Consider the following 22,546-nt stretch of genomic DNA (forward strand, 5'->3'; position numbering starts at 1 on the left):
TCTACAGAATAATAATTTATCTTGAAATAAGTTTTTTGCTTATTTCTTCGGTTGCAGTTTTTACTCTCAGGTGGTTTATTCCAGGTGATAAAAAATTCCTTGGGATTAATATTACCCGACTGGGGGTATCATTCAGGACAATATTTGAAAGAATATTACCTTTTTGGTCTATTACAAAATATTCAATATCCTCTGTATCTTTTACTAATATCTGAACCGCAATGCTTTCATTTTCAGTTGGGTTTTCAAGTACTCTTACTTGTAGATTTTCAACATCGGGCAAATCAAATTCTGCATTTGCAATCAGTTTTTTTCTTCTTTTACTCAATTCAAGTATAGCTCTGACCCTATTTTTTTGGTCTGATGTAAATATATTCATACAACTATCTGCCGTGTAGTCCATGAAATTTTCAATCATATTTTGAGTTCTGGTTCCTTTGCATTCTGAAAAAATGGCATTGCATTTTATACCTAAATTTCCCCTTTCGGCTGGTGGTGTATCTTCACAATAATCTGTACCGCAGTATTCATCTCCCCAGGTGTGAATTAATCCAAACCAATGTCCAATTTCGTGTGTAAGCGTTCGCCCATAAGTATAAACTCCATCATTTGCGGTACCAATTTGGCGACCAAATGCATGATGATCAATGATAGCACCATCAATTTCAGCATCAATATCTTCCAATTCTAGTCCATCAAAGTTTCCTCCTGGAAATTCAGCATACCCCAAATAATTATCGGCTAAAGTGGTAACCCATATATTCAGATATTTTGCGGAATCCCAATAGGAAAGATTTGAAAGCAGATAATTATCGTTAAAAACATCAAATTCTTTTTTGCTGTTATACACGCGATTAATTCCTGTTGTTGGTTTACCGGTTGGATCTGTTTTCGCAAGAAAAAACTCAATCATCATATCGGCTCCTACCGGACTGGAATTGAAGCCAGGTGTATTTGCCAGTTTCCTGTAATCTTCGTTTAAAACTTTGATTTGAGAATATATCTGCTCATCAGAAATATTTCCGTTGTCTTTACCTCCGATTATTCCTGCCAAGTTATTGTGAATTACATGAATCACAACCGGGATTTTTATCACTTTTTCTTCCTTTCTGCCCGAAAAATCAGTTTTTAATAGAAACTCATCAATTTTATCCTGAAGTTTTCTATTTTGTTGTAATATCCTTTCCGAGCGATTTTCAGGAATTGCACACTTTTTCATGATATTTTGTGAAAAAACATCATGAGAGATCATCAAACCAAATACAATCAGGTTAAAAATCAGCTTTTTCATAGGCTTCCAGAATTTTCACTACCAATGGGTGTCTAACAACATCTGAACCGTCTAATTGTATAAACTGTATTCCTTTGATTTTATTTAATTTTTTCTCTGCATCTTCTAGTCCTGACTTCTGATTTTTGGGTAAATCAACCTGAGATTTATCACCGGTAATGATAATTTTAGAAGATGGTCCCATACGAGTCAGGAACATTTTCAACTGCATAGGAGTGGTGTTTTGGGCCTCATCAAGCAGAATAAATGCATTGTCTAGTGTCCTTCCCCGCATGTATGCCAGTGGAGCGATTTCAATGGTATTTTTTTCAAGAAAACCTTTAAGTTTATCGTTTGAAATCATATCCTCAAGTGCATCATAAATTGGTCTTAAATATGGATCAATTTTTTCTTTTAAATCACCAGGAAGAAAACCAAGATTTTCTCCTGCCTCTACCGCCGGACGAGTAATTATGATTTTTCTCACCGATTTTTCCTTTAATGCTCTTACAGCCAGGGCTACTGCAGTATAGGTTTTTCCGGTACCTGCCGGACCAATCGCAAAAACAATATCATGCTTTTCAACAGCTTCAACCAATTTCCTTTGATTTGGAGTTTTCGCCTTGACTATCAGTCCTTTATTGCCATGAACGATTACGTCGTCCTGATTTAAAATATTGTCAATTTCATGATTTTCATTATCAATTATTGCATTAACTTTCTCGATAGGAAGTGAACCATACTTATCGAAATATTCCAGAAGCTTCTCTATGATTTCACTAAGTTTCTCAATCTCTTTTTCTGAACCTTTCAGGTGCAAATCATCACCTCTTGAGATAATTTTACTCTGGGGAAAGGCTTTTGCAAGCTCTTTTATTGTACCGTTTTGAAAACCGAGGAATTCTGACAACGGAAGAAATTCTAATTTGATGGTTTTTTCTGTCAAACTATTTTGTATTTTTAAAATTTCCTCAAATTTCAAAATTTATAAACAAAATCCTTAATTTTTCCACAAAAATATTTCTAACAAATTGATATATAACTGATTTTAAAAAAGCAAATTTTTTGTGAAATTTTTGTGTTAAAATTTTACATTATTATTGCATTCGAATAAACCGATAACCCAAGGTAATTTTGGCTTTTAGTGAATCTATAAATATTAAGAATGTCAATGACAGATTGGCCTTCCAGCAGGGAAAGTCTGCTCCGCAGGTACCTGAAATGGAAGAAGCCGTGCTGGGGGCTATCCTCATTGATAAAGATTCGTTTTCTATTGTAAATGAGCTGATTAGCCCTAGCGGTTTCTACAATGAATCCCACCAGATTATCTATCAGGCCATGCTTGAGCTTTACACTAATGCCGAGCCTATAGACACAATTAGTGTAGTCAGACAATTAAGAAAATCTGGTCAAATACAGAAAATTGGTGGTGCAAAATATATTGCGACATTAAGCTCCAAAGTCAATTCCTCAGCAAATATTGAATACCATGCAATGGCGATAAGTCAGGCTGCTGTAAAGAGGGAAATGATAGGTGTAGCCAATGAAATAATGTCAGAGGGTTTTTCAGATACCAATGACATTTTTGATTTACTAAATAAAACAGAACAATCCTTTTTTTCTATCTCAGAAAAAAATATCAGGAAGAATTATCTGGATGCAAATACTATAATGCGTCTATCGATAAATGAGCTGGAACAAAAGAAGCAAAACAATGCAGGTGGTATAACCGGAATTCCAAGTGGTTTTACAGAATTGGATGCTCTTACAGGCGGTTGGCAAAAAACAGAGCTAACGATTATTGCTGCCAGGCCTGGTATGGGTAAGACTGCATTTGTGGTTTCTTCAATGAGAAATGCAGCTGTTGACCACAATTTTCCTGTGGCTATTTTTTCTTTGGAAATGTCAGCAACTCAGTTGATGCTTAGGCTGATATCGGCAGAAGCAGAAATTGATAGCGAGAAGTTACGTAAAGGAACCTTACAACCTCATGAATGGGAACAATTGCATCATAGGATAAATAAACTTTCGAAAAGTTCTGTTTTTATTGATGATACGCCTGCTTTGTCGATTTTGGAACTCAGAGCCAAATGCCGACGATTAAAAGCCCAGCATAATATTCAGATGGTAATCATTGACTATTTGCAATTGATGACTGGTGACGATGGCTCTGGAGTTTCCAGTAGCAGGGAGCAAGAGATTGCTGCCATTTCGAGGTCACTTAAAAACCTTGCAAAAGAACTGGAAGTTCCGGTTTTAGCACTTTCTCAGTTGAGCCGGGCCGTAGAAATGCGGGGTGGCGACAAAAGACCCCAGCTTTCAGATTTGCGTGAATCGGGTTCAATTGAGCAAGATGCCGATATGGTTATGTTTTTGTACCGGCCGGAATATTATAAAATTACCGAGGATGAAATGGGTAATTCTACAGAAGGAATTGGTGAAGTAATAATTGCTAAAAACCGGGCTGGAACAACCGACAATATCAAACTTCAATTTATAGGAAAATATACCAAATTTGCCAATGTCGGTGATTATTCGGGAACAGGAAATTATGGAGGAAATTCTACTACTTTAAGTCAAAATTCAGGATTAAGTGATTTCGACTCAAAGGGCTCCGATATTGGTTTTGCTACTTTCAAAAGTAAACTAAACCAAGGTAATCAGGAACCGGAACTTCCGAATCCTGATGAAGAATATCCATTCTGATTTGACTAGTTATTAAAACTTTTCAAAATCCAACCCCCTCCTATTACATCGTCATTTTCATAGAATACTGCGGCCTGGCCGGGTGCAATCGCATTTACCGGTAAATCAAATTTGATTTCAAGTTTGTCATTTTCAATTTGGTTGATAAAAGCCGACTCACCTCTGTCTTTATATCTGATTTTTGTAATACTTTGAATTCCTTCAGAAGGAATTTTCTCATATTTCTGAAGATTCAATTTACCCACAATCATGGCATTCCTTTTCAGATATTCATCAGTTCCAAGTACTACTTCATTTGTTTCCTTCCTGATTTCAGTTACAAAAACCGGATATCCCATGGCAACTTTTAATCCTTTTCTCTGACCAATAGTATAAAAAGGATAACCTTCATGTTTGCCCACAATCTGTCCATTTTCCATCACAAAATTTCCTCCTTTTACCCTTTCTTCCAGGCCTTCTATCCTACGTTTTAAAAACCCGCGGTAATCATTGTCCGGTACAAAACATATTTCATAAGACTCTGATTTATTTACCAAATCATAAAAACCTTTTTCGCGGGCCATATCTCTGATTTGGGCTTTAGTATAACCTCCTAATGGCAACAAGGTACGACTAAGACTTTCCTGCGAAACTCCCCAAAGCACATAGCTTTGATCTTTGGTTTCATCCAGGCCTTTAGAAATTACATATCTGCCATTCTCTTCCCTTATTTTGGCATAATGTCCCGTTGCAATAAATTCACAGCCCAGATTATCAGCTCTGCGAAGCAAAGCATCCCATTTGATATGCGTATTACACAATACACATGGGTTGGGTGTACGTCCTTCCAGATATTCTCCCGTAAAATGGTCAATAACGTAATCCCCGAATTCAGACCTGATATCAAGAATATAGTGAGGGAAACCAAGCTCTACTGCGATATGCCGGGCATCGTTGATGGAGTCAAGGCTACAGCAGCCTGTTTCTTTTTTGGTACCACCGCTGGAAGCATAATCCCAGGTCTTCATGGTCATACCTATTACTTCATAACCTTGTTCGTGCAACAAAACAGCTGCTAATGAACTATCAATACCGCCGCTCATGGCGACCAAAACACGTCCTTTTTTACTCATTTTTACCGACGAGGGTTCAAAGCCCTCCGTTTATTTTCCACAAAATTACTAACATTTTAGTCATTAAAATGGTTCTTATCTATTTTTGCAAAAAAATGAAAATATGTCTAAGCCAAAAATATTAGTCAGAAATATTACAAGCCTGTCAGAAGCAAGATATTGTGCCGGAATGATGGTTGATTTTATTTCTTTCGAATTTAACCCTGAATCTGAATATTATATATCGCCTGATAAACTTAAAGAAATTAGATCCTGGTTGAGCGGCATAAAGGTTTTGGGGACTTATAAATCGGGAATTTTAGATTCTATACCTTTTATTATAGATGAAAATAAATTAGATGGATTTATATTTGAATCAGATCATATAGAAGGTTTACCAGTAACCGGTGTAAAAATTAAAATTCTCGAAATTGAAAAAAATGGTTCACTTCCGGAAAATATGGAGGAGTTTGACTATATTTTGCTAAAAGGAGAATTTGAAAATCAAGAAAATCTAAAAATTTTGGAAACTCCGTTTTTAGTTGGATATGATTTTGACAATGTCAGAAAAAACATTAAAAACAACTCTGGTTTCGGTTTTTTGGCAAGTAAAGAAGTTCAAACAGGGATTAATCAATATGATGATTTAATGGATGCCCTTGATTATATTGAAGATAATTTCTGAACATCACAATTTAATAACGTTTATTTTCTGTTTATCAAATCAAAATACCACTTGTGTAGTTTGTAATACATAGTACCTGTTTTGATTTTAGTTTTGAATCATTAAAACAATGAAAAGCTATAAAAATGAACAGAATCAAAAATCAAGACAGTGTCTTAGGGGGAGTATGCCTGGGATTGGCAGATGAACTCAAAACCGATGTTACGTTGATACGGGTGGTCTTCGTAATCTTATTTTTCACTCCTTTACCAGTCGGTATTGCTTATTTAGTTTTATGGGTGGTTTTGCCCAAAACGTATTCCACTCTTTCAGTGAGCGGATTTAATAATGAAAATTCGGATAATAATTTAAAAACAAAAACAATAAGTACAATGAGCAATCATAATAGAAATGGAAATATGGTAGGTGGCCTGATTTTAATAATCCTGGGTGCTATCTTTTCTTTCAAAACTTTCTTCGACATCAATCTTTTCTCTTATGTTAAAAACCTTTGGCCATTGATTCTGATTGGTTTAGGTGTTTGGATTATCGTTAAAGATAAAGATGATGACAACAATGTAAATAACACCACTAATACCGGTACCGGTTATTAAAATCTCATAAAAATGAATAACCGTAGTAATATTTTTAGCGGTGCCATTTTGGTGGCATTTGGGGTGTTCTTTTTGGGTTATATCAACGATTGGTTTCAATTTGATGTCTCTCTTCGTGATATTGCAAAGTTTTGGCCTTTACTTATTATTTTGGCGGGTGTTGCTGTTTTGTTTAATCAACGGAAGACAGTTTATAATCCTACTACAGCTTTGCTGGTAGCGTTTGCAATTCCTTTAGCAATTTACAGTGCCTCAACCCGTACAATTGATAATGTTAAGGAAAATCTTGATGAGGAATTAAATTTTGAATGGGATGATGATTCTTCCGATAATTTTGATGATTATGACTCTGACGACGATGATTCAACCTCAGTAAATGGAAGGAATTCACAGCAATTTTCGGTTCAGATGCAATCAGGTGTAGAATACGCTCAACTTGAAGTGGGTGGTGGTGCTGCTGAATTTCATCTTGAAGAGCCACAATCAGGAAATATTTTTGAGGCAAATACAAGATTATATGGTTCGAAGTTTAAGCTTGAAGACGAGAAAAAAGGGAATTTGCATGAAATAAAATTCAAGATGAATTCTAAAAATAATTCCAATAATATTAAAGTGGGGAAAGGATTTGATAATGATGTTTATCTTAAACTTAGTAAAGCCCCAATCTGGGATTTGGATCTGGGTATAGGTGCAGGACAATTGAAATTTGACCTAAGTGATTATAAAGTCAGAGATATTAAAATGGAAACAGGTGCTGCGGATATAAACCTGAAAATGGGTGAAAAACAAACCGAATCAAAAATAAAAGTCGAAAGTGGAGTAGCTAAAATAAAGATTTTGGTTCCAAAAAATTCTGGTTGCCAAATCAATATGGATGGAGCTTTAAATGCTAAAGACTTTAATGGTTTCGCAAAAGATAAACCTGGGCATTGGAAAACCGATAATTTCGAATCTGCAAAGAATAAAATTTTTATTGAGATAGAAAGTGGTTTATCCGCAGTAACAGTTGACAGGTATTAATATTGGTAAATTATTAACATGAAAAGGTTTGTCTAATGACAAACCTTTTTTTAGTCTTTATATTTCAAGGCTTGAACTGGACTGATTTTTTTAATTATCAAAGCAGGAATGAATGTAATCAATAAAATTACCATGAAAATACTTATATTTACAAAAAATACCACCCACCAATTCCATTCAATAGGCACATATTCCATATAATAGTTGCTGGCATCCAATTTAATTATTCGAAATTTATCCTGTAAAAAAGCAATCAAAATAGCTATCAAATTTCCGAATATTAAACCTATAAAAGTAATCCGCCCGCCATTTGATAAGAAAATAGTTTTGATGGTATTATCAGTACTTCCCAAAGATTTCAATAAACCAATCATTGGCGTTCTTTCCATTATCATTATTAATAAAACCGAAATCATATTAAAACCTGCCACAATCAGAATCAAAAAAATCACCATGATAATATTACGGTCCAGCAATTTAAACCAATCAAAAAATTGAGGAAGAATTTCGGTTACTTTCAAAACATCATATTCTTGTGGATATTGATTTAATAAAGCGTCTTTAGTTTTATCGATTTTTGAAATATCTTTAATGAAAATCTCATAATGACCAAACTCGCCATCCTGCCAATTATTTATTTTTCTTACCAAATTTATATCTCCATAAAAGTATAGCTGATCAAGTTCCTCGACATTGGTATTATAAATTCCAACAATTTTTAGTTTTCTTGCTCTTGGAGGGTTTTGAATAAAATATACCAGCAAATTATCGTTGAGTTTTAGATCTAAATCATTCAGAATTTTTTCACTGATTAATATTTCCTGAGAAATAGAATCTGGTTTTAAAACCGGTAAACGACCTTGAATAAGATTTTCTTTGAATTCTGACCAATCATATTTTTCATCCACTCCTTTGATTACCACTCCCGCAATTGCATCTTCTGATTTTAATATTACTGATTTCAAAGCAATTTTATTAATCGATTTAATATTTGGAAGATTCTTAGTTTTTTGTTCTCTTTCCAAATTATTTGGCATACTTGTTTCCTCAAACGACCGATTAAGTGTAATTTTGCTTATCTGAATATGGGAAGTTTGGCCAAATAGTTTTGATTTTATTGTATTTTTGAAACCATAAAGTACAAAAAACGATAATATTAATACAGAAACAGCAATTGCAACAGATGCAATACCTACTTTAATTATTACAGAAGAAAATGCCTGGTTTTTGGTAAACCTTATTTTTTTTGCCAGATAAAAGGCTACGTTCATGCTGTTGAGTTTGGTTCTGCAAATTTAAAGCTATTTTACTTATATTTTTGGTTATCTCAATTTAAGAACAATCAGTTTCAATTATTTGAATTATTTTTTAAAAAATTACTGTTAGAATGACTCAGCAAGAGATTTTAATTATTGATTTTGGTTCCCAATATACCCAACTAATAGCACGAAGAGTTAGGGAATTGCATGTTTATTGTGAAATTCATCCTTTTCATAAAATTCCTGAAATCACTTCAAATATCAAAGGAATTATTCTTTCAGGCAGTCCTAGTAGTGTAAGAGAAGAAGGCTCCCCAAATATTGATATGAGTTTCAGAGGCAAGGTTCCTGTTTTGGGAATTTGTTATGGAGCTCAATTATTAGCTATTAAAAATGGTGGCAATGTTGAAGCTTCAGAAACCCGGGAATATGGCAGGGCTTTTTTACATGATTTTGATAATTCTAATCACCTTTTTGATGGAATAAAAGATAACACGCAAGTTTGGATGTCACATGGAGATTCTATAACAGCGTTACCCACTAACAGCAGGCTTTTGGCTTCGACTAATTCAGTAAAAAATGCGGGTTTTGTATTTAACAATGAGCTTACTTTCGGCATTCAGTTTCACCCCGAAGTTACTCACTCTGAGGATGGCAAAAAACTTCTTCAAAACTTTGTAGTTAATATTTGTGGATGTGATCAAAGTTATACCGCCCAGTCATTTGTAGAAGCTACAGTAACCGAACTCAAAGACCAACTAAAAGATGATAAAGTAGTTTTGGGTCTTTCTGGTGGAGTTGATTCCTCGGTAGCTGCATTATTGATACATAAAGCAATCGGTAAAAATCTCTATTGTATTTTCGTTGACAATGGATTACTCAGGAAAGACGAATTTGAGCAAGTTCTGGAGTCTTACAAAGGAATGGGATTAAATGTCGTTGGTGTTGATGCCAAAAACAGATTTTATGATGCTCTAAAAGGAAAAACTGATCCTGAAGAAAAGAGAAAGGCAATTGGGAAGACATTTATTGAAGTTTTTGATGATGAAGCCCACAAAATTCAGGATGTAAAATGGCTGGCTCAAGGCACAATTTATCCTGATATAATTGAATCGGTTTCTGTAAAGGGGCCATCAATGACTATCAAATCACATCATAATGTTGGTGGATTGCCTGATTATATGAAATTGAAAATTGTGGAACCCTTGAAATTACTTTTTAAAGATGGGGTGAGAGAAGTGGGGGCCAGCATGGGAATGCCACAGCATATTTTAGGAAGGCATCCTTTTCCAGGTCCAGGATTGGGGATTAGGATTTTGGGTGAAGTTACTCCGGAAAAAGTTCAGATATTACAGGAAGTAGATGCAATATTCATCAATGGTCTAAAAGAAACAGGACTTTACGAATATACCTGGCAGGCAGGTGCTATGTTGCTTCCGGTACAAAGTGTGGGTGTAATGGGTGATGAACGTACTTATGAAAGTGTGGTTGCTCTGAGAGCAGTAACCAGTGTTGATGGAATGACTGCAGACTGGGCTCATTTGCCATATGATTTCTTAGGAGAGGTTTCGAATAAAATTATCAATAAAGTAAAAGGTGTCAATCGTGTAGTTTATGATATTAGCTCAAAGCCACCTGCAACCATAGAATGGGAATAAAAAAAGCCGGTTAATCCGGCTTTTTTTATTTAATATCTTTTAAAAAAAATTTAATTCGGATTAATACTTCCTTCAAATTTTATTTTTGATTTAACGGAATTCTTTTTTAATCCTTTTGAAGACATTTTTGCTTATGAAATTTCACTCTCCTGATTTCCAGCGATCTGGAAAGAAGTAGATATAAACCAAATAGTCCAATCGTATAAAGACTAAGTTGAGTATTTGTAAAAAAAGACCTTAAAACATAGGTAATTGTAGTCAGTGAGATTGTTGCAAAATATAATATAAATGAAGTAGCAATATGTGAAAGGCCGTTATCAACCATTAAATGATGTAGGTGAAGTCTGTCTGCTTTGAAAGGTGACTTCCCTTTTAAAATTCTTAATCCAAAAACTCTGAGAGTATCAAAAATTGGCACACACAGCAACACAATTGCTATTACTGGAGCATTTTGATAAACTGTTTCGGTGTGGGTGTTAAAAACATTAAATTGTACAAATTGGATAGCTAATACTGAAATAATAAATCCTACAATAAGTGAGCCTGTATCACCCATAAATATTTTATTGTTTATGGAAAAATTATATCTTAAAAAACCTAGTAATGAAGCTGATAAAGAAAACCCTAAAGCAGCCATTGACCATTGATTATTTAATGCAAACCACAATCCAAATCCACCTGAGGCTATCATTCCGATACCTCCCGAGAGTCCATCAATTCCGTCAATAAGGTTGAATGAGTTGATAAGGGCAACAATTAAAAATATGGTAAAAAGGGCACTTATGATGTAGGGCAATTCATAAATACCAAATATTCCGAAAAATGAAGTGATTCTTAAGTCACTTCCAACCACAACTAAAACTGCCACTAAAACCTGTGAACCAAGTTTCTTTAGAGCATCCAAAGCAAAAAAATCATCTTTAATTCCCAAAAAGAAAAGAATTACAAGACCAGCCATAACTTTATGGAGCAGAAATCCTTCATCAAAAAAATTCCATAGCATATAACCTATTAAAGTACTTGCAAAAATAGCAACCCCTCCAAAAGTAGGTGTTGGATGTTCGTGCGAACTTCTTTTTATAGGATCAACCATCAAACCCTTAATATTACAAATGTTTATTATAACCGGAATTGATCTCCATGTAACAAAAAAAGAAACCAAAATTGATAAAATCAGCTGGAAGCTTTTCTCGGAGATAATGTTTTCAAAAATAAAGTTCATTTTATGAAGTTAGAGGTATTAATTTGTGTTTAACTAACGGTTTATCAAAGATATACATAAAACCAGGCTATATCCAATATTATTTTGACTTATTGTACTAAAATCTTATTATATGGAAATTTTTTAATCTAAGATTTCCCTGTTTCTGATTTTTAATGCCGGATTACCAACATAAATTCCATTTTCCCAAGATTTTTTGTTGCAATACTACCCACAGTCAGAATAGAATGGCTTTTCATGATTACACCCGGGCAAATCACTGTCTTTGCCCCCGCCCAAGCTCCTTCTTCCATTGTTATTTCACCCGGAATCAAATCAAAACTCACTTTCTTATAATCATGATTACCTGTAAGTAAAAGGGCACCCTGTGATATGCAGCAATTAATTCCAATCTTCACTATTACAAAATTATCAATCCAGACCTTCTCTCCTATCCAAACATTATCCGAAATCTCAAGAAACCACGGATATTTTATATTAACTGATGGTTTAATTACAAAATTTCGGCCAATTTTAGCTCCAAATATTTTCAAAATATTTTTTTTAAGACTCATCGGCCAGGGAAATGCAGTATTTATGAAAATCAGGCTAAAAAAATACCAGAAAATTCTTTTTAAAAAACTGCCGGGTTTGTACCAGGAATTATCAAATTTATCAAAATCTACTTTTTTCATTTTAAGAAAGTTTGGAGAATAGTAAATTGCTTTTTTCTCTTCCTTCAATCAGTCTGTCAGACAGAAAACGTTTTGTGGTTTCAAAATGCTTTTCATAGGCTTTTTTGTCACCAAGTTCCAAAATATTTGTCCATTCATGTACGGCGGTATGAAATGCGAGATCGTCAACCAATATTGACCGGTTTTCAATCGCAGTTTCAATCGTTTCTTTTAATAAATCCTCATTTTTAAAAAGATACTCAGCCAATCCAACTCTAAGTTTAAAAGGTGGAGTTTGACAAACAAGATTTTCAAAAGGATCGATGCCCAAATCTGCCCAGGTACAAACCATACTCAAAAGACTTAAATGAGAATTGGGCTTATGGTTTTCGCCTGGATTCAAAGTATATTCTTTCATGATTTCGTCACTGAGCATGGTTTTTCGCTCGTTTTTTGAAAAAATCACATCTCTGGCCTTTAAAACTTTGTTTTCAAATTTGGTCTTTTTTCCACCTAACATGTAACCAAATAACTCGTTTTCAACTGAAGCAAATTTTCTTACATCTTTTATTGCAAATGGATTGTAAAAAGCTAATCCGCTGTAAACATGAGCTTTGTAGCTATAAATTCTCAGGGTCAGCAATAATTTGATATTGTCGATTCCATGAATCTGATTTTCAATTTCCCATGGGAAAACCCTTCGGTGCATAAATGCCGTTCCGACACTTTCAAAACCAACATGTGTAATTACCTGAACATCAGCCATCATTTTGTCATGAGCATGGTAATCGTCCAATACCTGGGTTTTTGAGCCAATTACTGATAAGATTGCTTTGGCATTTTCAAAAGCCAAATTACTGGCTCTGTGATTAAAAATAGCCATTGTTTGACCTTCAGGACTTACAGATGGTCCAAATAAGGCATGAGAACCAACTATTTGTGCATCAGAGGGTAAATACTTTTCAAATGCCAATATCTCAGGTGTTTTTACAGAAGTTTGGCCTGTAACTATGGCTCCAAATTTGGTCGAGGGGCCGGCAAATTTTACAACTGATTCTATATTTTCAGCTTCAACGCAATATATTATAAAGTCACAAAGCCGGGAAACAGAGATGGCGTCTGGCAATATTTTAATATTGGTATCTGAAAGTTCCGATTCTAATATTGAAAACTTTTCAGGTAAGTCACAACCATAAACTTTCATGCCATTTTTATCCCAAATTCTGGCAAAGAGTTTACCCATGTCTCCCAATCCAATGACTCCTATTTTCATTTTATTTTTTTACAAATACTCATACAAAACTACCAAAACCATTTTAAAGAAAAAAGGTTTGGAGATTTTCACCCCAAACCTTATTTAATCTTTGACAGATTTAGATTAGTTTATTTTTCTAAACCATATTTTTCCATGTATTTTTCTGCCAATCTTTTTTGTTTGTCGTCCAGCAATACTTCTTTTCCTGAAATATAGGCCCTTTCGATACGGGAAGTCCTCATATCCAAAATATCGCCTGAAGAAACCACAAAAGTTGCCAATTTCCCGGCTTCAATTGTACCTACTAGGTCATCAATACCCAGAATTTTAGCATTATTCAAGGTTATCATGCTCAATGCCTGGGCTTTAGAAATGCCATGTCCGGCTGCATTTCCAGCTACGAAAGGTAAATTGCGGGTCCGCCAATATGAATCATTATAATACATACCTACCAAAAGTCCCTTTGAAATCAATTTCGCTGGCAATTTATATGCCGACCAAACATCGCTGTCTGAACTCTCAGGTAAACGGTGAGTACTAGGAATTAATACTGGAATGTTATTCTGTTTTAATAAATCAATCACGATGTCAGAGTAAATTGCACCAACTAAAACAGGATATTTAATTTTTTGGGCTTTTGCAAAGGAAATGGCATCTATTGCTTCCTTTTCTGAACTAACCGACAAATAAAGGCGACTTGTACCTGATAATATTCCAGCCATAGCAGAAAGTTTCAAATTCTCATATTGATTTTCTGGTGAAACTGTGCCTGACTGCAAGAAGAAAGTTTCAATTTCTTTAATCTTACTCTGATAATTTTCATTTTTCTTTACTTCACGGGTAAAAGTCGCCGGATTAAAAGAATTGGTCAATTTTGATGGCCAGTTTAACCAAACACCGTCATCAGCTTTTAATACTGCATCTTCCCAGTTCCATCCATCCAGGTTCATTATGGAAGAACGACCGGAAATTATTCCCCCTTCGGGAGTAGCCTGAGTAATCAAAACACCGTTGCTCCTTACAGTTGGAATTACTTCTGAATCAGTATTGAATGCAATCAATGTTCTCACATTTGGATTATATTCTCCGATTTCCTGAAAATCAGAAGTAGGTCTGATTGAAGCTATCTCAGTTAAGCCTAAGGAATTATTGGGTGATATTATTCCCGGATATATACTTTTCCCTTTCAGGTCCACTACAAATGAACCAGCGTATTTTGTTGACAAATCTAAATTTGAAACTTCGGCTATTTTCCCATTTTCAATCACCAAACTTCCCTGAGTGATTTCAGTTCCATTTCCTACAAATATATGGGCATTTTTAAAAACAGTTTTTCCCGAAATCATCTTTCCAACCTTGGGATTCTGGGCTATCAATTGCGTTCCCAGCAATAGAAACGATATTATTATTGTTATTTTTTTCATAATATTATTTTCAGAATAAATTAATGTTGATGATTATTTTCATTAAGAAAACTTTCCAGATTTTCGATGGAAATACCATCATATTCTAAAATACTGTCGCAATGAATATCCTGAGGTCTGCCTCTGAATTGCGGCTTTGCTGTGGGAGTTCCTTTTGCTTTTTCCAGTAGTAATTTTTGAATTATTCTGTTTTTTTCTTCACTAATTTCAGTCAATTTTTGATTTTCTTTTTCGGTATCAAAAAATATTGCCCCTTCAATTATTGTTTTTTCAGGAGTAGCATAAATTGAAAGAGGGTTATCATTCCAAATCACTAAGTCAGCATCTTTTCCTGCCTTGATTGAACCCAAACGGTCTTCCAAATGAAGCATGGTAGCCGGATTCAATGTGATGGTTTTCCAGGCTTGCTCTTCGCTTAATCCTCCATATAAAACGGTTTTAGCTGCTTCCTGATTTAATCTGCGGGCCATTTCGGCATCATCAGAATTGATTGCGGTTGTTACTCCTACTTTAGTCATGATTGCCGCATTAAATGGAATCGCTTCTTTTACTTCCATTTTATAAGCCCACCAATCAGAGAAAGTTGAGCCATATATTCCTCTGGCTTTCATTTTATCAGCTACCTTATAACCTTCCAGAATATGTGTAAGTGTATTAACCTTAAATCCAAGTGAATCAGCCAGTTTCATGAGCATATTGATCTCAGACTGCACGTATGAATGACAGGTAATATTTCTGTTTCCATCCAGAATTTCTACTAAAGTTTCCAATTCCAGGTCTTTCCTTGGAGCTTTTAATCCGGTCTTTATTTTGGCAGAGTTATATGCATTCCATTCGGCTTTATAGGCTTTAGCTCTCGTAAAAGCATCCAAAAACACCTGTTCTACGCCCATTCTTGTACTTGGAAAACGATTGGGAGTTTGAGGGGCATTTCCTCTTTTTACATTCTCGCCTAAAGCAAATTTTATGAATTTTGGAGAATTACTAATAATTAAATTATCCGGTGTTTCACCCCATTTCAATTTTATTATGGCCGATTGACCTCCGATACAGTCGGCAGAACCATGCAATAATTGGGAAGTAGTGACTCCACCTGCCAACTGGCGATAAATATTAATATCTTCAGAATTTAACACATCTTCCTGACGAACTTCTGAAGAAACGGATTCAACCTCATTGATAGAGAAAAGGGCGATATGACTATGTTCATCAATAATTCCATTGGTCAGGTGTTTGCCTGTGGCGTCAATGGTTTTTACACCAGGCATAGAAAGGTTGGTTCCAACTTTTTCAATTTTTCCATTTTTAACAAAAACATCAGTTTTAATGATTCCATCCGATTCATTGGTCCAAACTGTTGCATTTTTAATCAATAAATCTTCTTTAACTGGAAGGTTTTTGTTACCATAGGCTGTAAATGGGAAAATATTCTGTCCTACAGTTGGTTTATCCTGTTTTTTAACTGAATCTGCTTTTGCTTTTTGGGCATCGGATGTTTTAATAGCCTCCCAAGAAAAAACAGCTCCATTTTCATCTTTTCCCTGGCCTTTAACCGAATTTCCATCAATCAATCCGGTTAAACGTATCATACCGGGCTCTTTTTCAGATTTTTTGTAGGTTATTGTCAGGAAGTTATTATCACGAATTGTGGTAGTTTTTATTTTGGTAGAATCATTAACAGCAATTTCTATTGCAGGCTTGTCATTTTCGCCTGTAATATCAAATTTAACCCGGTTAATTTTTGGCAATGTAAGGTCATATTTTCCATTGATAGCAGCCAAACTCAAATCGGTAATTACATATTTTTTTCCCTGAATCCAGTTCTCAACTATTTTTGATTTTGGGTCAAAGATTTCTTCTGTACTTATGATGAAATTCGCAAAAAGGCCGGTTTTTAAGCTTCCTACCTGATCATCAATTTTTAAAGCTTTAGCTGGAGAGCTTGTAAGAGCTTCCAAAGCCAGATTTTTATCCAAACCATAATTGATGGCTTTCTGTACGTTAGCCAAGAATGAATTTTTATCTATCAGGTCAGAAGCAGAAATTGAGAAATTTATCTGGTTTTCAGCAAGTTTTGCAAGATTGGCAGGTGCCATTTCCCAATGTTTCAAATCCTCGAGACTTACCCTATCAGCATCTAAAGGATCTTCTACATCCAGTGCTTTAGGGAAATTAACTGTTCCAATGATATGGCTGTTAAGCTTTTTAATTTCATCAATTCTTCTGTATTCATCACCACCAGACTTCTGGATGAATTTTATTCCGAATTCTTTCCCAATTTTTTCTGCACGTAATTCATCCAGTAAACTTTTTCCGTGGAAAATTGAAGGCAAACTCAAATTCTTTGCCATTGCTTCAAACGAAAGATTTCTTTCAGAGATGCTTCCGCCTGCCATATACCATTTTGAATCGTAAATAGCCTGACGTAATAATGCTACACTTCCCATCAAGGAAACAGGATAAGATTGGGTGCTTGAGCCTTTTTCAAATGAATAATGTGCTGCCACCTGCGATTTAAGTAATGATTCTTTTTCAGTGCCACCTGCAAGAGAAATCAATGCCGATGTACCTCTGGCGATTCCATCTTTTGAATGACTTACCACAGCACCAAATCCAATTTTTCGAAACTCAGAAGCTGCTTTTTCATCAATTTTAAACAAATCGGCAGCATTTACTTCGGGTTTTAATGCCTGATTCCAGGAATAGGCCCCTTCTTTTTGAGAATTAAACTGTGTTTCATAAAAATTTGTCGGACGTTGACGGCGGATTTCAGGCATACCGTAATCTGAATCCAAATCTATAAAAGAAGGATACAGATGTTTTCCGGTCAAATCATAAATCATGGTACCTTTAGGTATTTCAAAATCTTTTCCAACTTTCAAAATCCGATCTCCTTTAATCAGAATCCATCCACCTGAAATTGTGGTTTTTGAATCAACATGAAGTGTCGCATTCTTAAAAAGTGAATATTCCGGCCTTTTGTCTCTTACCCCATTTACCGGAACGGTAGTTTGAGCAAACGAAGAGAACCATAAAGAAAGGAAAACCAGAAATAAACCGTAGTTTTTTCTCATAGAGCTTAGTTTTTAGATGAATAAAATTTTTAGTAAAAATAACTTAAATATTCAATTCTAAAATATTGAGCAGGATTTGATAGATGTAAGGGCCATTTTTATGGATAAAAAAAGTTTCAGCAAACCTGGAAGAATATTAATTATTTTCGAAATAAAAATTAAAATAACTTCTGATAGCATTCTTACCGTGTTAAATTTGTAAAAAAATAATTTTAAATGAAACCCACTTTGTTGATTTTGGCTGCCGGAATGGGCAGCAGGTACGGAGGAATAAAGCAGTTAGATCAATTTGGCCCAAACGGTGAAACTATTATTGATTATTCGCTTTTTGATGCTATTAAAGCAGGATTCGGAAAGATTGTATTTATTGTCAGGAAAGAATTGCAGAAAGATTTTGAAGAAATTTTTGGCGAAAAACTAAAAGGGAAAGTCGAATACGATTTTGCTCTGCAAGAAATTGACAGTTATTTACCGGCTGAATTGGAGGGAGTAAAACGGGAAAAACCATGGGGAACAGGACATGCGGTCTTATGTGCCTGGGAACAAACCTCTGCCCCATTTGCGGTAATCAATGCAGACGATTTCTATGGGTATGAGGGTTTTGAAACCATGGCCAAGTTTTTATCCGGAAATCAAAATGATGATACCCATGCAATGATTGGATATCAGATCAAGAATACTTTATCAGAAAACGGCACTGTTTCTAGAGGTGTGTGTGTCACTGACAGCGAAGGTTTTCTGGAAAATGTAACAGAAAGAACAAAAATAATAAAACAAGAAGACGGAAAAATAGCCTTTCTTGACCTGGGTGAACCTGTAGAACTAGCTGAAAACACACCGGTTTCTATGAATTTTTGGGGGTTCATGCCGGGAGTTTTCCCTGAAATTAAAGCAATGTTTGAAGAATATTCAAAAGCCAATTTTGATGCTCCCAAAGCTGAATTTTACATTCCAAGAGTTATGAGTCACCTCATTGATACTGGCAAAGGAAAATGTAAAGTTTTTGAAAATAGCTCTGACTGGTTTGGAGTTACTTATCCTGAGGATAAACCAATTGTAGTAAATGCCATTCAAAGCCTGGTGAAAGCAGGAAAATATCCTGAAAAACTTTGGAATTAAAATAAAAAGACCCTTTTCGGGTCTTTTTTACTTAATCCCTTTTATTTTTTCAATTATCTCGAATTGAGTTAAAATCTCATTGTCGTTAAAAAACTTTTCTTCTCCTCTTAAAATTACATTAGCGATATTTTCAAAAAGTAAACTCCATTGTCCATTTAGGGTTTCAATTTTCCCCGAAAACTCCAATCCAGAAATATTGGTTACTATTGATCCATCAAAATCTTTAGATTCTTTTCCAAAACCTTCACTCAAAGGCCATTTTCCTGATACAAGATGTTCTTCCTGTACATCAATGCCGTATTTTACAAAACTGCCCTTTGTTCCATGAACTACATATTTTGGCCCTTGATTTTTAACCATCAAACTTGATTTAAGAGTAACTTTTATTTTTTCAAAATCGAGAAAAATATCAAAAGCATCATCAATTTCAGAACCTTCTCTCTGAGTGAAAACTTTACCTGATATTTGAGAAGGTTTTCCGAATAATACAACAGACTGATCAATCAAATGCGAGCCAAGATCGTACAAAATGCCATTGGCAGGTGAAACTACTTCTTTCCATTTTTTTGGATTTAAAAGTGGTTTATAACGGTCAAAATGAGCTTCGTAACTTAAAATTTCGCCCAGAATTCCCGAATCAATGACTTTCTTAACAGTCAGAAAATCAGAATCAAACCGGCGATTTTGATAAACAAAAAGATGCAATCCTTTACTTTTTGCTAATTGAAATAAAGTCTCTGCTTCTTTCAGCGTAGCAGTAACAGGCTTTTCAATAAGCACATGTTTTCCGGCTTGAAGACTTTTTTGCCCATATTCAAAATGTGTATGACTCGGCGTGCATAAGGAAATCAAATCAATTTCCACATCATCTATTAGGTCATCTATATTTTTCACTGCCTTAGTCTCGGGAAATAAACTTGTATTAATTTCCTGAGAAGTGGCTATATATTTTAAATCAAAATCGGGATTTGAATGAAAAAAAGGTGCCTGCAAATATCTGCCTGACAAACCGTAACCTACAATTCCTACTTTTATCATTTTGCTATTTAAATGCTTGAATTCCAGTAATTTCGTGTCCCAAAATTAAAAGATGAATATCATGAGTTCCCTCATAAGTAACTACCGATTCAAGGTTCATCATGTGTCTCATAACTGAAAATTCCCCAGTTATTCCATTTCCACCAAGAATCTGTCGGGCTTCCCGGGCGATTTCCAATGCCATTGCTACATTGTTTCGTTTTGCCAGAGATATTTGGGCCGAAGATGCCTTTTCAGAATCTTTCAAAAGAGCCAGTTTCCAAACTAAAAGCTGGGCTTTGGTAATTTCGGTCAGCATTTCTGCTAATTTCTTTTGAATCAACTGAAAGCCACCGATTGGTTTTCCAAATTGATTTCTTTCCAAAGCATATTTTTTAGCAGTGTCAAAACAATCCATCGCTGCTCCCAAAGCACCCCATGCTATGCCATATCGGGCGTTGTCGAGACAGCTTAATGGAGCTTTTAGCCCGTCAGCCAAGGGTAAAATATTCTCTTTTGGAACTTTCACATCGTTGAAAACCAACTCCCCTGTGCTCGAAGTTCTCAAAGACCATTTATTATGAATTTCCGGAGCAGAAAAACCCTCCATCCCTTTTTCAAGTATCATTCCTTTGATTCTACCCTCTTCATTTTTCGCCCAAACCACTGCGACATCGGCATACGGAGAATTGGATATCCACATTTTTGCTCCATTCAAAACAAAATGATCGCCTGCATCTTTTATATTAGATACCATCCCGGCGGGATTTGATCCATGGTCTGGCTCGGTAAGACCAAAGCAGCCCAGCCATTCGCCACTGGCCAATTTTGGAAGATATTTTTGTTTTTGCTCTTCCGAACCATATTTAAATATCGTGAACATCACCAATGAGCCCTGAACAGAAGCAGTAGATCTGATTCCGGAATCACACCGTTCCAATTCCTGCATCATCAGTCCATAGGCAAGATAATCAGTACCCATTCCACCATATTGCTCCGGAATTGTTGGTCCAAAAACACCCATTTCACCCATTTTCTCAACCAAATAATAAGGAAAACGTGCCTGCTGAGCCGCATCTTCGATTATTGGAGAAATTTCTTTTTTTACGAATTCTCTAACCGATTCTCTTATTAATTTATGGTCGTCAGAAAGCAATTCATCTAAACCATAAAAATCAGGCGATTCGAACTCGTCTTTTTTGGGTGAAATCTTAAATTCAGGTTTCATAGTCGAAGTCAATTAAAATTTGTTTGTTGATTATATCTTGAAGCGTTTGTCTTTCTCTAATGAGGTGTTTTTGGTTTTTGTAAATCAAAACTTCAGCAGGTTTCAACCTGGAATTGTAATTTGAAGCCATTGTAAATCCATAGGCACCGGCGTTCAAAATTGCGAATAAATCTCCATCTCTTGCTTCCGATAGTGACCTGTCTTTGGCAATGTCGTCGGTTTCACATATGTATCCTACCACATTGTATTTTTGTTTGGAATCTGAAGTATTTGAGATATTAACTACCTTATGATAAGCATCATACATCATGGGTCTGATTAAATGGTTTAGACCGGTGTTTAAGCCTATCAAGGTCTTTCCAGGATTTTCCTTAACCACATTGGCTGAAGCCAGAAGTATTCCGCATTCACTGACAAGGTATTTGCCAGGCTCAAACCATAGTTCCAGATCAGCACCATATTCTTTGCAGAAATTCTGAAATGCAGCACTTAGTTTTACTCCCAGATCCTCCATGTCGGTTTCATGATCTCCTTTTTTATAAGGGACTTTGAACCCACCCCCTAGATCAATATATTTTAAACCTTTAAATGATTTAGCAAACTCAAAAACCACATTGGCCACTTCAACAAAAGTACTCCCATCTTTGATATCAGAGCCGGTATGTTGATGAATTCCTAAAATATTCAGATTGTATTTTTTCTGCAAAGCCAAAATTTGTTCGACTTGTTCTATTGCAATTCCAAATTTTGAATCTTTATGTCCGGTGCTAATTTTTTGATTTCCACCACCTTCAACATTTGGCCTAATCCTAATTAATACCGGTTGGGTACTACCATATTTTATACCGAATTTTTCCAGAGTTGGGAGGTTATCAATATTTACAATTACCCCGTTTTCTACACTTTCTTCAATTTCCTCAAATCCTACACCAGAAGAGGTAAAAGTTATGTTTTCAGGAGAAAAACCCGCAATAAGCCCCAGTTGGAGCTCCTGAGGAGATACAACGTCTAGTTCTACACCCAAATTTTTCATCAACTTCAACACCGAAATATTGGTATTTGCCTTACAAGCATATTTTATTTTCATATTTATTTGGGAAAAAGCATTTTTTAACCTTTTTACCTTTTCTTCAATAATATTTCCATCATATAAATAAAGCGGAGTTCCAAATTCTGCAGCAAGGTCAGTTAATTTAAAATTTTGAATGTAATACTCGTCGTTTTTTAAAATCATCAATTAAGTTTTTTTACAAAAATAGCCAGTGAAAAGGA

17 protein-coding genes and 1 pseudogene are annotated in these 22,546 nt (G+C 35.2%); 6 read left to right on the forward strand and 12 right to left on the reverse strand.

What is annotated here, in order from left to right; genetic code table 11:
- Positions 1-16 precede the first annotated feature (16 nt).
- Positions 17-1,291 carry a zinc metalloprotease gene (locus IPP61_16930; protein ID MBL0326827.1) on the reverse strand — a complete coding sequence of 425 codons (1,275 nt, stop codon included), beginning with the start codon at positions 1,289-1,291 and terminating at the stop codon, positions 17-19.
- Complete coding sequence (locus IPP61_16935; protein MBL0326828.1) at positions 1,272-2,216, reverse strand: PhoH family protein; 945 nt, start codon at positions 2,214-2,216, stop codon at positions 1,272-1,274. Before IPP61_16935 ends, IPP61_16930 begins: the two co-directional genes overlap by 20 nt.
- A gap of 275 nt (positions 2,217-2,491) precedes the next feature.
- Between IPP61_16935 and dnaB the strand changes: the two genes are divergently transcribed.
- A complete protein-coding gene (gene dnaB, locus IPP61_16940; protein ID MBL0326829.1) occupies positions 2,492-3,976 on the forward strand; it encodes a replicative DNA helicase in 1,485 nt (494 codons plus the stop codon).
- Between the two features lie 5 nt (positions 3,977-3,981).
- On the opposite strand, the gene mnmA is transcribed toward dnaB, so the two are convergent.
- Positions 3,982-5,088: a tRNA 2-thiouridine(34) synthase MnmA gene (mnmA, locus tag IPP61_16945; protein MBL0326830.1), complete on the reverse strand. Its 1,107-nt coding sequence runs from the start codon at positions 5,086-5,088 to the stop codon at positions 3,982-3,984.
- A gap of 103 nt (positions 5,089-5,191) precedes the next feature.
- On the opposite strand from mnmA, the gene IPP61_16950 reads away from it, so the two are divergent.
- The 3 genes from IPP61_16950 (at position 5,192) to IPP61_16960 (ending at position 7,365) form a co-directional block, all read left to right on the forward strand.
- Positions 5,192-5,752, forward strand: coding sequence for a hypothetical protein (locus IPP61_16950; GenBank protein ID MBL0326831.1), 561 nt, complete (start codon positions 5,192-5,194; stop codon positions 5,750-5,752).
- A 125-nt stretch (positions 5,753-5,877) separates the two neighbouring features.
- On the forward strand, positions 5,878-6,345 hold the full coding sequence (locus IPP61_16955; GenBank protein ID MBL0326832.1) for a PspC domain-containing protein: 468 nt from the start codon (positions 5,878-5,880) through the stop codon (positions 6,343-6,345).
- Positions 6,346-6,357: 12 nt separating this feature from the next.
- Positions 6,358-7,365: a hypothetical protein gene (locus IPP61_16960; GenBank protein ID MBL0326833.1), complete on the forward strand. Its 1,008-nt coding sequence runs from the start codon at positions 6,358-6,360 to the stop codon at positions 7,363-7,365.
- 50 nt (positions 7,366-7,415) lie between these two features.
- Here IPP61_16960 and IPP61_16965 read toward each other — a convergent pair whose 3' ends face one another.
- A complete protein-coding gene (locus tag IPP61_16965; GenBank protein ID MBL0326834.1) occupies positions 7,416-8,636 on the reverse strand; it encodes an ABC transporter permease in 1,221 nt (406 codons plus the stop codon).
- A 116-nt stretch (positions 8,637-8,752) separates the two neighbouring features.
- Here IPP61_16965 and guaA point away from each other — a divergent pair, with 116 nt between their 5' ends.
- Positions 8,753-10,282 carry a glutamine-hydrolyzing GMP synthase gene (guaA, locus tag IPP61_16970; protein MBL0326835.1) on the forward strand — a complete coding sequence of 510 codons (1,530 nt, stop codon included), beginning with the start codon at positions 8,753-8,755 and terminating at the stop codon, positions 10,280-10,282.
- Positions 10,283-10,388: 106 nt separating this feature from the next.
- On the opposite strand, the gene IPP61_16975 is transcribed toward guaA, so the two are convergent.
- The 5 genes and pseudogenes from IPP61_16975 to IPP61_16995 all read right to left on the reverse strand — a co-directional run bounded on the left by IPP61_16975 (position 10,389) and on the right by IPP61_16995 (position 17,910).
- On the reverse strand, positions 10,389-11,504 hold the full coding sequence (locus IPP61_16975; protein ID MBL0326836.1) for an undecaprenyl/decaprenyl-phosphate alpha-N-acetylglucosaminyl 1-phosphate transferase: 1,116 nt from the start codon (positions 11,502-11,504) through the stop codon (positions 10,389-10,391).
- Between the two features lie 123 nt (positions 11,505-11,627).
- Positions 11,628-12,178 (reverse strand): annotated as a pseudogene (gene wcaF, locus IPP61_16980) (colanic acid biosynthesis acetyltransferase WcaF).
- A gap of 1 nt (position 12,179) precedes the next feature.
- Positions 12,180-13,430, reverse strand: coding sequence for a prephenate dehydrogenase (locus IPP61_16985; GenBank protein ID MBL0326837.1), 1,251 nt, complete (start codon positions 13,428-13,430; stop codon positions 12,180-12,182).
- 110 nt (positions 13,431-13,540) lie between these two features.
- Positions 13,541-14,836: an amidohydrolase family protein gene (locus IPP61_16990; protein ID MBL0326838.1), complete on the reverse strand. Its 1,296-nt coding sequence runs from the start codon at positions 14,834-14,836 to the stop codon at positions 13,541-13,543.
- 20 nt (positions 14,837-14,856) lie between these two features.
- Positions 14,857-17,910 (reverse strand): amidohydrolase family protein, encoded by a 3,054-nt coding sequence (locus IPP61_16995; GenBank protein ID MBL0326839.1) that lies wholly within the window; start codon positions 17,908-17,910, stop codon positions 14,857-14,859.
- 216 nt (positions 17,911-18,126) lie between these two features.
- Between IPP61_16995 and IPP61_17000 the strand changes: the two genes are divergently transcribed.
- Positions 18,127-19,029 (forward strand): NTP transferase domain-containing protein, encoded by a 903-nt coding sequence (locus IPP61_17000; GenBank protein MBL0326840.1) that lies wholly within the window; start codon positions 18,127-18,129, stop codon positions 19,027-19,029.
- 27 nt (positions 19,030-19,056) lie between these two features.
- Here IPP61_17000 and IPP61_17005 read toward each other — a convergent pair whose 3' ends face one another.
- The 3 genes from IPP61_17005 to lysA are packed head-to-tail and all read right to left on the reverse strand — an operon-like array spanning position 19,057 to position 22,508.
- Positions 19,057-20,067 carry a Gfo/Idh/MocA family oxidoreductase gene (locus IPP61_17005; GenBank protein MBL0326841.1) on the reverse strand — a complete coding sequence of 337 codons (1,011 nt, stop codon included), beginning with the start codon at positions 20,065-20,067 and terminating at the stop codon, positions 19,057-19,059.
- A 4-nt stretch (positions 20,068-20,071) separates the two neighbouring features.
- Positions 20,072-21,274, reverse strand: a complete 1,203-nt coding sequence (locus IPP61_17010; GenBank protein MBL0326842.1) for an acyl-CoA dehydrogenase family protein — start codon at positions 21,272-21,274, stop codon at positions 20,072-20,074.
- Positions 21,264-22,508 carry a diaminopimelate decarboxylase gene (gene lysA, locus IPP61_17015; GenBank protein MBL0326843.1) on the reverse strand — a complete coding sequence of 415 codons (1,245 nt, stop codon included), beginning with the start codon at positions 22,506-22,508 and terminating at the stop codon, positions 21,264-21,266. The genes IPP61_17010 and lysA overlap by 11 nt, the downstream gene beginning before the upstream one ends.
- Between the last annotated feature and the right edge of the window lie 38 nt (positions 22,509-22,546).

The sequence above is a fragment of the Cytophagaceae bacterium genome (assembly GCA_016722655.1).
Lineage (GTDB): Bacteria > Bacteroidota > Bacteroidia > Cytophagales > Spirosomataceae > Leadbetterella.